General features: G+C 33.9%; 12 protein-coding genes. 5 read left to right on the top strand and 7 right to left on the bottom strand.

Annotated features, from left to right (window positions below):
* Positions 1–366: 366 nt before the first annotated feature.
* The 5 genes from ACY65O_RS18610 to ACY65O_RS18590 all read left to right on the top strand — a co-directional run bounded on the left by ACY65O_RS18610 (position 367) and on the right by ACY65O_RS18590 (position 4,376).
* Positions 367–1,284: a UbiA-like polyprenyltransferase gene (locus ACY65O_RS18610; protein ID WP_462222360.1), complete on the top strand. Its 918-nt coding sequence runs from the start codon at positions 367–369 to the stop codon at positions 1,282–1,284.
* Between the two features lie 32 nt (positions 1,285–1,316).
* Complete coding sequence (gene ruvX / locus ACY65O_RS18605; RefSeq protein ID WP_462222359.1) at positions 1,317–1,730, top strand: Holliday junction resolvase RuvX; 414 nt, start codon at positions 1,317–1,319, stop codon at positions 1,728–1,730.
* An 81-nt stretch (positions 1,731–1,811) separates the two neighbouring features.
* Positions 1,812–2,390 (top strand): peptide deformylase, encoded by a 579-nt coding sequence (def, locus tag ACY65O_RS18600; protein ID WP_462222358.1) that lies wholly within the window; start codon positions 1,812–1,814, stop codon positions 2,388–2,390.
* Positions 2,391–2,441: 51 nt separating this feature from the next.
* On the top strand, positions 2,442–3,368 hold the full coding sequence (locus ACY65O_RS18595) for a hypothetical protein (protein ID WP_462222357.1): 927 nt from the start codon (positions 2,442–2,444) through the stop codon (positions 3,366–3,368).
* Between the two features lie 45 nt (positions 3,369–3,413).
* On the top strand, positions 3,414–4,376 hold the full coding sequence (locus ACY65O_RS18590; protein ID WP_462222356.1) for a transglutaminase domain-containing protein: 963 nt from the start codon (positions 3,414–3,416) through the stop codon (positions 4,374–4,376).
* A 12-nt stretch (positions 4,377–4,388) separates the two neighbouring features.
* Here ACY65O_RS18590 and ACY65O_RS18585 read toward each other — a convergent pair whose 3' ends face one another.
* From ACY65O_RS18585 to ACY65O_RS18555, 7 genes are all read right to left on the bottom strand, one after another.
* Entirely contained in the window at positions 4,389–5,000 is a 612-nt protein-coding gene (locus ACY65O_RS18585; RefSeq protein WP_462222355.1) for a cupin domain-containing protein, read from the bottom strand.
* A 484-nt stretch (positions 5,001–5,484) separates the two neighbouring features.
* Positions 5,485–6,246 (bottom strand): triose-phosphate isomerase, encoded by a 762-nt coding sequence (gene tpiA, locus ACY65O_RS18580; RefSeq protein WP_462222354.1) that lies wholly within the window; start codon positions 6,244–6,246, stop codon positions 5,485–5,487.
* Positions 6,247–6,258: 12 nt separating this feature from the next.
* The gene (locus tag ACY65O_RS18575; RefSeq protein ID WP_462222353.1) at positions 6,259–7,443 is read right to left on the bottom strand and encodes a putative sugar nucleotidyl transferase; all 1,185 of its coding nucleotides are present in this window, start codon (positions 7,441–7,443) and stop codon (positions 6,259–6,261) included.
* 103 nt (positions 7,444–7,546) lie between these two features.
* Positions 7,547–7,801, bottom strand: a complete 255-nt coding sequence (locus tag ACY65O_RS18570; RefSeq protein ID WP_462222352.1) for a type B 50S ribosomal protein L31 — start codon at positions 7,799–7,801, stop codon at positions 7,547–7,549.
* Positions 7,802–7,972: 171 nt separating this feature from the next.
* Complete coding sequence (locus tag ACY65O_RS18565) at positions 7,973–8,464, bottom strand: YajQ family cyclic di-GMP-binding protein (RefSeq protein WP_462222351.1); 492 nt, start codon at positions 8,462–8,464, stop codon at positions 7,973–7,975.
* Positions 8,465–8,601: 137 nt separating this feature from the next.
* Positions 8,602–8,973 carry a hypothetical protein gene (locus tag ACY65O_RS18560; protein WP_462222350.1) on the bottom strand — a complete coding sequence of 124 codons (372 nt, stop codon included), beginning with the start codon at positions 8,971–8,973 and terminating at the stop codon, positions 8,602–8,604.
* A 410-nt stretch (positions 8,974–9,383) separates the two neighbouring features.
* Positions 9,384–11,175 (bottom strand): outer membrane beta-barrel family protein (locus ACY65O_RS18555; RefSeq protein WP_462222349.1); only part of this gene is annotated, 1,792 nt, incomplete at its 5' end.

Here is an 11,175-nt window from a genome sequence, read left to right as displayed (position 1 = left end):
GTTTCTGGTCCCATTTCCGGTACACAGCCTCCGTTATTCCAGCTTCCAAACCCATTCATTGCAGAATTCGAGATAAGATTTTGCGACTTTGCACTTAATAAAGTACATAAAGTAAATACCAAGAGTACATTTTTTTTCATTGTATTACAGTTTTAAAAAAATTAAATAATTTGGTTATCAGATGAATCAGGTTTGCAATCGTGGAGTGGGTGAATTTAAAACAAAAATAATGCATTTTATTAAATTTTTCAAAATAATAAAAATTACTTCCAAAAAATATTGCAATTACGTAAAATATTAATTCTTGCAAATATATCTAAACGTTTTATAAAGTAAGAGTAAACAAAGCCATTGTATCTTTGTAGAATGTTAGCTATAAAAAAATATTTATCGCTTGTAAAATTTTCTCATACCATTTTTGCAATGCCGTTTGCTTTGATTGGATTATTTCTTGGATTTGAAAAATGGCAAGGTTTAGATGAAAGTAAATTAAATACTTTCTCTATTGAACTATACTACATGTTTTTTGAAAATGAATTCATTTTAATTGGATTTTTAGTTATCCTCTGCATGATATTTGCCCGTTCCGCAGCAATGGCTTTCAACCGCTGGCTCGATGCAAAGTATGATGCAATGAATCCAAGAACATCTGTAAGAGAAATACCAGCAGGAATTATAAAACCAACCAACGCATTACTATTCACCGTTGCCAATTGCCTGTTGTTTATTGCCTGTTGTTTTTTTATTAACCGGCTCTGCTTTTACCTCTCTTCCGTTGCATTATTTGTAATTTTATTTTACAGTTATACCAAACGTTTTACTGCATTATGCCATTTGGTTTTAGGTGTAGGATTAAGTCTTGCGCCAATTGGGGCATACATTGCCGTTACAGGGGAGTTTAATGTATTACCTATACTTTTTTCTTTTACTGTTTTATTTTGGGTAAGTGGCTTCGATATTATTTACGCCTTACAGGATGAAGATTTTGACAAACAAAATCAACTGCATTCTATTCCTTCTGCAGTAGGCAAAGTAAAAGCATTGCGTATTTCCGAAATGCTGCATGTACTTTCGGCAGCCTGTGTTATTACTGCAGGCTTTTACGGGCATTTTGGTATATGGTATTGGGGAGGTGTTTTATTTTACATCGGTTTACTTATCTACCAGCATGTATTGGTAAAACCAAACGACCTGAGTAAAGTAAATATGGCTTTCTTCACCACTAATGGTATTGCATCTGTAGTATTTGCAATCTTTGTAATTTTAGATTTATTTATATCATAAAACATAATAATCTCCCTTTAAGGGATAGGGGCATGGCACGAATATTAGCAATAGACTATGGCGGTAAAAGAACCGGCCTTGCAGTTACCGACCCTTTGCAAATTATTGCAACAGGATTGGAAACTATTGAGTCGAAAGAACTCATTCCATTTTTAAAAAAATATTTAAGTAACGAGCAGGTAGAATTAATCATTATTGGACTCCCAAAAAACTGGGACGAAAGCGATACACATGGCACACCATTAGTGGAAGCCGCAATAAAAAAAATAAAAAAAGAATTCCCGGCAATACCATTAAAAACGGTTGATGAACGTTATACTTCTAAAATGGCCAAAGATGCCATGCTGGAAATGGGCATGAAGAAAAAAGACCGGCGCATAAAAGGCAATGTTGATGTAATTGCCGCAACAATAATATTACAGGAATATTTACATTCAGTACAATAATATGCTGTTGCCAATGGTTAGGTTGTTGTTTTGGGTTAATTTTGCAAAAAATACATAATTAACCTACATACAGTCATTCATATGATTCTTCCGATAGTAGCATACGGCTCCCCGATTTTAAGAAAAGTTTGCAGCGATATTACTGCCGATTATCCCGGTTTAGAAAAACTGATTGCCGATATGTGGGAAACCATGTACAACAGCAATGGTGTAGGTTTGGCAGCACCGCAAATTAATGCAGGCATCCGGCTTTTTGTAATGGACAGCGAACAAATTTTTGCAAACCAGGAAGATGACGAAAAAGGTGAATTTCCGGATGAGCCTGGCTATAAAGGCGTTTTTATTAATGCACATATAAAAGAACTTAACGGTAAAGAATGGAGTTATAACGAAGGCTGCCTGAGCATACCAAAAATAAGAGAAGATATTTACCGCAACGAAACTGTTACGCTGGAATTTATGGATGAAAGTTTTGTACCGCAAACAAAGACTTTTAATGGTATTACCGCAAGGGTTATTCTGCATGAATACGATCATACTGAAGGCAAATTATTTATAGATTATATAAAACCATTAAAGCGCAAACTTTTACTTAGAAAACTTACTGATATCACCAAAGGAAAAATAAATGTTGATTACAGGATGGTTTTTCCTAAATAAAAATGCTTTTGTTTTAGTTGCATTGAAAAATAATATTTTTATTCTGCAGTTATGAAAACCTTCATACTTTTTTTTACCTGTTTTATACTACACTTCGCTGTTGCTGCACAACAAAACAATGATACTACTATAACAGTAGGCAAAAAAATTATTACATTAAGCGAAGTCATTCTAAATAACAAATTAAACATCCCGGTTTTTATTGAACGCATAAAAAACGACACCAGTTTTTATAAGGCCTTCCGCAATTTACGGATACTTAATTTCAGCGCCATTAACGATATACGCATGAATAACAGTGATGGCGAAGCTAAAGCAACGCTGCACAGCAAAACAAAACAAATACACACTGCCAATTGCCGTAAAATGGAAACCATTGAAGAGCAGGTTACAGGTAATTTTTATGATGATAACCACAATTACAATTATTACACTGCACAAATGTATGCGTCACTTTTTTTTACAAAAGATTCTGTTTGCGGAGAAGATAATATTGTTTCAGGAAGAGAATTCAGCACACAGGGAAAAACTGGTATGGAAAAACATAAAGAACAGTTGAAAATGCTTTTCTTTAATCCCGGAAAAAAAATAAATGGCATTCCTTTTATCAGCAATAAAACTGCAATTTTTGATGATGAAATGGCTGATAAATACGACATGAGCATTGACATGGATATTTATAACAACATCAATTGCTATACTTTTAAACAAACCGTAAAGCAGGGTTATAAAGGTGCTGTAATGGTAGATGAAATGACAACCTGGCTTGATGAAAAGACCTACGAAGTACTGGCAAGAAACTACAGCCTGAGTTACGATGCCGGTGTTTATGATTTTAAAGTACAGATGGAAGTGTCAATGACAAAATTTGGCGAATACTTAGTACCCTCATTAATACGTTATACAGGAAACTGGAAAGCCATTTTTAAACAGAGAGAAAGAGGTGTATTTACCGCCACCCTTTTCGATTTTAAATAATCTATTTTCAGATATTGTTAACTTTTACATGCTTAATTTTATTACATGATAAATTTTTATAAAAAAATAATTACGCTTTTATTTATTTGCATTAGTTATAACTGTGTTGCTCAAAAAGAAGGAAGAGACTTTAAGGATATAGATGAGTATGTAAAAAAACTGGGTACTTTAGACAGTTTGAATATGGGTACCATAAGCAATTTACTAACCAAAAAATACGACAATAAAACGGATAAAGTACGTGCCATTTACGACTGGATCGCTTATAACATAAGTTACGATTTTAAAACTGCAAGAAATGGCGGTACTGAAAAAAATTCTTCCACCGAAGTATTATTATTTCGTAAGGGCACGGGTGCCGGTTACGCTAATCTTTTTCAGGATATGTGCAGCAGCGCCGGTATAAGATGCCTTACCGCAGATGGTTTTATAAAATTTGGAGCAGAACAAATTAATGATCTTAAAACAGAAATAAACCACAGCTGGGTTGTGGTACAATTGGGGCAAAGCCCCGAAGCCTGGTACTATGCCGACCCCTGTATGGGCAGTGGTTACACCGATCCTGAATTTAAAAGTTTTACAAAAGCATTTAACCCAGATTATTTTTTTGCCGACCTTACCATTTTTAATTTGCAGCATTACCCCGATAATTCTGCCTGGCAATTAGGCCAGGGACCAAAAAATAAAAAAGATTTTTTTAATTATCCTGTAATAAAATCTGCTGCTTATGAATTTGGTTTAAAAAAGTTTACACCAACCGAAGGTGCAGTTAAAATAAAAGTAGATAAACCCCTATTGTTTACTTACCTGCTCAGCGAAAGATCTAAAATAGAAAAAGTTGCTATTGCTTATGGCGATGGCAAAAAAAAGCGCATAAAAGATATCCCTTTCACTTTCAAAAATGGCTTTTTAAGTTTCAATAATAAATTTAAAGAAGAAGACAGTTTTCCCGTTACTGTTTTGATAAATGGAAAAGCGTTTATGGAATATATGGTGGAAGTGGAATAGGCAATTTTAAGCTTATGCAGCTGCTCTTTGCAATATTACTTTGCAGGGTATTGAAGAAGTTACTTTTACGAAATGATTTTTATATAAAGGAATGCTCAGCATATCACCAGCTTTAAGGTGATGAATTTCTTCTTCTATTACAATATCGCAGGTACCTTCTATAATTAAAAATTTCTCTATTTGGTTATCATGCATTTCTTGTGGAGCCATCTCTTTTATCCAGACGATAGCAGTAATCATTTCGGGGGTAAAGCCAATAATTTTGGCCGATACATCAGTTAGTTTTTGGGGCAAAATCATATCATCCCTGCTAAGCCACTCGGTAAAATCTGCTATTTTAGATTGAGACGTTAAACTTGGTGGAAAAGACATTTCCTCTCCATTTTTTAACCTTTCGGTGTAATCTATAGTGGCCATTAAAAATGGCTTTATAATCGGGTCAGGCACTTTAGCATTAAGTTTGGCGTAGCTACTTAATGAACTGGCTATCAATTCAATTTCATCTGCAATTTCAGGATGATTAGAAGCCATAACCTCAACACTGGCTGTCTCGAGTGGCGTAGTATTACCCAATACATACAATTCCAGTATTCCGGATTCTATATATTCTTTAGTATTATTCATCCTGTTTTTTCTTGAACCGTTTGATTTTAGTGCAAATTACATTGTTTATTCCTTAATGCAGCTTTTGAAGAATTATATTACGTGTAAGGGTGTATTTTAGGCCTTAAATAGAGCTGATAAGCTGATATTTTCGATGAAAATCTTCTTAAAATCTTTGGTATGTCCAATAATAATTCTATTTTTGTGTAATCAATCCACTCCCTGTAATAAGCTAACTCCCCTAAAAGTAAATTATTAAGCGTTTTTCTTTCTTTTTTCTGTATCCCCGGAAACACAGTTATTTTAATCTTTTTTTTAAAAATTAAAACCGTAAGAAATGAAAAAAATTTACTCACCGGTTGTTGCTGATGCGTTTGCAGCAGTCGGAATTATTGCAGCATTTTATGGAGTGATGGCAATTATTGCTTTTATTGCCTACTAACACAGCGGCTATCAAAATTATTTTGGGATTTCTAAAAAGAAATCCCTTTTTTTATTTCAATTTTTATTTTAAGGCATTTATTATCGCAGCAAATTCTGCAGCAATTAAAGATGCTCCTCCTACCAATCCGCCGTCAACATCGGGTTTGCCAAAAATTTCTTTAGCGTTGCTGGCTTTTACACAGCCGCCATATAAAATAGAAATCGTTTCAGCCACATCGTTACCATATTGTTTAGCCATTACGCTGCGTATATGTGCATGCATTTCCTGCGCTTGTTCGCTGGTAGCAGTTTTACCAGTACCTATTGCCCAAATTGGTTCGTAAGCAATTACAAAGCCCGTTAGTTGCGCTGCAGTTAAATGAAATAAACTTTCTTTTAATTGCGTTTCTACAAAACTATTTTGTGTATCTGCTTCCCTTATTGCTAATGGCTCGCCGCAACAAAAAATAGATTGTAATTCATTTTCAAAACAAATATTTACTTTTTCTGCAAGCACAGCATTGGTTTCATTAAAATATTCCCGGCGTTCGCTATGGCCAATTACTACATACTGCAAGCCAATACTTTTAATCATTTCTGCACTTACCTCTCCGGTATAAGCACCGCTTTTTTTATTACTGCAATTTTGTGCTGCAACAAAAAAATTATTTTTGCCTGCTAATTTATTTTTAATACTTATAAGGTAAGGAAAAGGAATTGCAAAAACAGCCTGCTGGTTTTCTTTTAAATCATGCGGCGCATTTAATAATTCATCAATCAATGTTTCGCCTTGTTGAAGGGTTAAATTCATTTTCCAGTTAGCAGCTGCTATTTGTTTACGCATGGTCATATTGGTTTAAAATTTTTTGCAAATATCTGCTAAAATTTTCTTTTCTCTTTCAGTAATTGCAAAGCCTTTTAATTGTTTCCATTTATTTATATCATCCAGCGCATTGCTTAATTTATATTTTGTAATTCCATCGCAGCCCCAGCTAAAATGCGGAATATATTTTGGTGTAAGCCCCTGTGCAAAAACATTGCAGCTCACCCCTACCACTGTGCCTGTATTAAAAGAAGTATTGATGGATGCTTTTGAATAATCTCCCATTAACAAACCACCTTTATTGCCAGCACTTATTTCTCTTTTATCCCCATCTACCCAATACTTAACATCGCCACAATTATTTTTAAGGTTACTGTTACTGGAGCCTGCACCCAAATTGCACCACTCTCCTATTACACTGTCGCCTAAATAACCATCGTGTGCTTTATTGCTGTAACCCATTAAAACAGAATTTTTAATTTCTCCTCCGGCCAGGCAATAAGGGCCAATAGTTGTGGCTCCATAAATTTTACTTCCCATTTTTACCAAGCTTCCTTCACACAAAGCAAACGGCCCTCTTATCATGCAGCCTTCCATCAACTCTGCATTTTTACCAATGTAAATTGGCCCTGTAGATGCATTTAAAATACAATGCTCCACTTTTGCACCGGCCTCTAAAAATATCTGTGATGGATTGATTACTTTATTTGTTTTAGAGATGGGCTTACTTTTTCTTTTAGCAGTTATCAATTCAAAATCTTCTCTAATTGCCCAATCGTTTAGCTGAAATATTTGCCATGGATATTGGAGAATCTTTAAACTTTCTTTAAACTCAACCGAACGGGCAATTTTTATTTTATGTAAACCCATTACTTCTTTTGCAGAAAACTTATATGCGATTCCGCCTTCGTTCGCTACAGATAAAAATTCGCCGTGTTGTAATTTTTTTATTTTACTAATGATACTTTTAGAAGGCAGTACATTGGCATGAATCATTAAATAAGTATCGTTGCCAATATTCTTATCAATTTTTATAGAGTTTTCATCATCCAGGTAATATCCTTCCCATTTATCAAAAGAAGGGAGTTTTAAAAATTTCTCCCATTTTTCTCTTATGGTTAATATGCCTATCCGTATATCCTGTATATGGCGTGTCAATGTAAATGGATGAAGATTTTTGGGGTTACAATATTCTTCTGTAAAAATTATTTTTTGCATGATGGTAAAATTACAGAAAATAAAAATCCCCCCGGAGAACCGAAGGGACTTAAAGTATAGCCATGAAAAACAAACTTGAGATAAAGATAATGATCTATACCAATTATTTTGCCTTTTTTTCGTAACGTTTTTTAAACTTATCAATACGGCCTGCAGTATCTACCAATACATTTTTACCAGTATAAAAAGGATGAGAAGTATTTGAAATCTCCAGTTTAATTACAGGATATTCATTTCCATCTTCCCACTTTAATGTTTCTTTACTATAAGCTGTTGAACGGCTTAAAAATGAGGTCCCGTTACTCATATCTTTAAAGATTACTGTTTTGTAAGCTTCCGGGTGAATTCCTTTTTTCATATTTTTTGTTTTGCATACGGATTTTGCCGTATAATTATAGTAAGTTGCAAATTTAATAAAAATTTCTGGTTTTTTGGTGCAGTGTTTTAGAGTTGTAGCAAAAAGTTAATTTTTTTTTTGCTTTTTATCTGTCAATTTTTGGGTTAAAGATTAATCATTAGAGTAAAATCCTTAACTTTTCATGTTAACTACCTGTAGTGCAATACCTAAATTCCAGCTTTTACTTGCCTGAATAACCTCCTGCAAGTCGTCAATTTTTTTACCGGTAACCCTTATAATATCATCCATAATTGCAGCCTGCACTTTATAGCCGCTATCCTTTATCATCTTCACTATCTTTTTTGCATCTTCCTGTTTTATACCGTTTCTTACAATTACTTCCTGTTTTACAACTTTACCGCTTTGGTGAGGCTCTTTTGTAAAATCGTAAATTTCGGCAGCAAGGCCCTGCTTCATACTTCGGGTAATCATCACATCTCTTATTTGCCCCAGTTTCATTTCACTGTCTGCTTCCAAATTTACTTTATATTCTTTTTTATTAAGATCAATAACTACATGGCTGCCTTTAAAATCAAAGCGGTTGGTAATTTCTTTATGAATCGTGTTAACCGCATTATCAAGCGTTTGCAGGTCAACTTTACTGCTGAAGTCAAATGAAGGCATGTCGATGAGTTTTGCTCAAAAGTATTAATTAATATGTACAATTTATCCAAGTATCTTCTAAAAATATTCCGGCAATTTGCAGGACAAAAAAATTGCCGGTAGAAACCGGCAGCGTTTTATTATATATTTAACTGAAACTAAAATATTACAACGTTTTGTGAAGATGTGCTAACTACAACACTATTATCTGTAGTAACCACACGGTATTCAATTGTTCCGCTAACACCTTTTAATTTATCTTTAAAAGTGTAAGAAGGGTTGCTTTCGCCCATTAATAAAGCGATAGTTTTAAACTCAGCACCATTTACACTTTTTTGAATTTTATATACAGTTGTAGTAGATTCTTCAACTGCTGTCCAAACTATACAAACCTTACCAGCAGCTTGTAATAATACCTTTAAAGATGTATTTTCTGACTTAATTTTTAGAGAAGTTTTGTAAGGCTTAACATCTGCAAAAGAAACTGCTACGATGAATAAAGTTGCTACAAGAGTGATAATGTGTTTCATTTTTCTGGGTTTGAGATTAAAACAATCTTTGTTTGCCGCCGATTGTGATACAAATGTACATGCAGTATTTTTACTGTGCAAGTATTTTTGCAATTTTTTAAGTAAAATTACTGTCCATTCGTCGAAAATCAGAAGTAGAAATCACCTATTTCTAAAATAGTATTGATTATCATTTATTTATAAAAAATATTTTGACCTGCAATTTTTTAAAAATTGTTGGCTTTAAAGAAGAAATTACTGACAAATCTGTAAATTTTACTACTTTTCTACATCAAAACCAGTAAAATTACCGCTTAAAAGCAGACGAATTTTGGAGTTTGAACCACTTATTTAAAACAAAAACCTGCCTTTAGTAGCGTATTTTAACGATACATAAAGGCAGGTATCAGCAAATTTACTGTTAGCCTGGTTTAATTGGCTCCCTTTACCCTGTTCTGCTCTGTTCCTGCTCCTCCCGTTTTCCTTTTTTGCAATCCTTTAATTGGTTTGCCAAAGCGGTAACTAAAACTTAAAGTAACAGTCCTGTTATCCTGGTGTTGCGTAAACTTTGCTTCCGTGTTTTGAAAGTTAATTTCGCCTCTAGGGTTACGGCTGTTTAAAACATCATTAATATTTAGCTTAAGTGTCCCTTTATTTTTTATTACCAGTTTTTGAACACCAGCATTTAATTGGGCCAAAGATCTAATAGCTATTTGCCCTTCAATACCTTTTGTGCGGTACCAGCCACTTACTTCTGCACTCCACCCTTTTTTAAATTTAAGCTGGTTATTTACATTTACTAAAAATGTTGTTGCGTCGATATCCACATTATCGCCATATAATATCCCTTTAAACTGATTATATTTTGCCTCTGTGTAAACATTCATGTTCCACCATTTAGCAACGGGAATTTGTGCGTTAACCGAAACACTGGCATCGTTCATTACACCATAATTCCCCTGGCTAACAATAGTGGCAAAATCTTTTTGCCTGAAAATTTCGCTGAACAGATCTTTAGTATGGCTATAATTTAATGTAGTAGTTAAAAACTGTTTGTAAGTATGTGATGCCTCAAACACCTGGCTGTACATTGGTTTTAAAAATGGGTTACCTGCACCGTAAGTATATTTATCCAAAAAGAATAAGAATGGATTTAAATCTTCATAATCCGGCCTGTTGATCCTTCTGCCATAGGAAATACTGAATTGATTTTTTTCTGTTGGGTTGTAACCTACAAATACTGTTGGAAACAAACTGGTGTAACTGTTTTTAAAAGAAGAATCTTGTTTTGTAGGATTTCCATACTGGTTACCTTCATAGTTAGTATTTTCCAAACGCAGGCCGGTTTGTATGCTCCACTTTTTTATTTCTTTATTGAAATTAAGATAAGCCGCATTTATATTTTCTTTGTAATCAAAACGGTTAGTTTTATCATAGTCGGGAGTTTTTGTATTACCCACTACATTATAATAACCTGCGGTATTATCTGTTTCTACAAAACTTGTTTTTACACCCGATTCTATTTTAGCACCTTTTTTAAGTGGATGAGCATAGTCAATTTTTGCAGAGTATATTTTTATATCGCTTGGCAATTCGCCTAATAATATATCGCTGCTTTTTAAAAGCCACTCAGGAGTGTAACTTGTATTATAAAAATTTTGATCTTTAATAGCTTTATATCTTAAATAATCGGCATCGGCACTTAACTCTCTTCCTGTACTATCAAATACATGGCGAAAATTAAAGTTAATACTACCATTTTTCCATTTTGATTTTTCGCTGCTTACAGCCTGTACAATAGAATCCACCACACCAGTACTGCTTTTTAAAAAACTTGTATTTTCTGCATCATCAGTACGTGGGTTAGTAATACCTGATACAACAACACCTAAAGTGGTTTTCTTACTCAAATAAAAATCGGCTCCCAACTTAGCATTGTAATTTCCACTGTGCCTTGCGGAAAATGAGTTTTGTTCAAATATTGCTTTAGTTGTTTTATCATTGTTGGTATATCTTCTGTAAATATCCAGTTCTTGATAATTATTGCGGTAGTTGCCACTTAATGTGCTGAAGAAATTTACTTTTCCGCTTTTATAATTTAAATTAAGACTATTACTTGTTCTTGCATAGATACCTTGTGTGTACGCAGTGGATGCACTTCCATTAAAACCTTTTTGCTTATCCTTTTTTGTTTTATATTGATGATGCCAGAGCGGCCACTTG

This window comes from Ferruginibacter sp., assembly GCF_031430955.1.
Lineage (GTDB): Bacteria > Bacteroidota > Bacteroidia > Chitinophagales > Chitinophagaceae > Ferruginibacter.
Note: the sequence above shows the minus strand (reverse complement) of the source record. Positions and strands in the feature narration are given on the sequence as shown.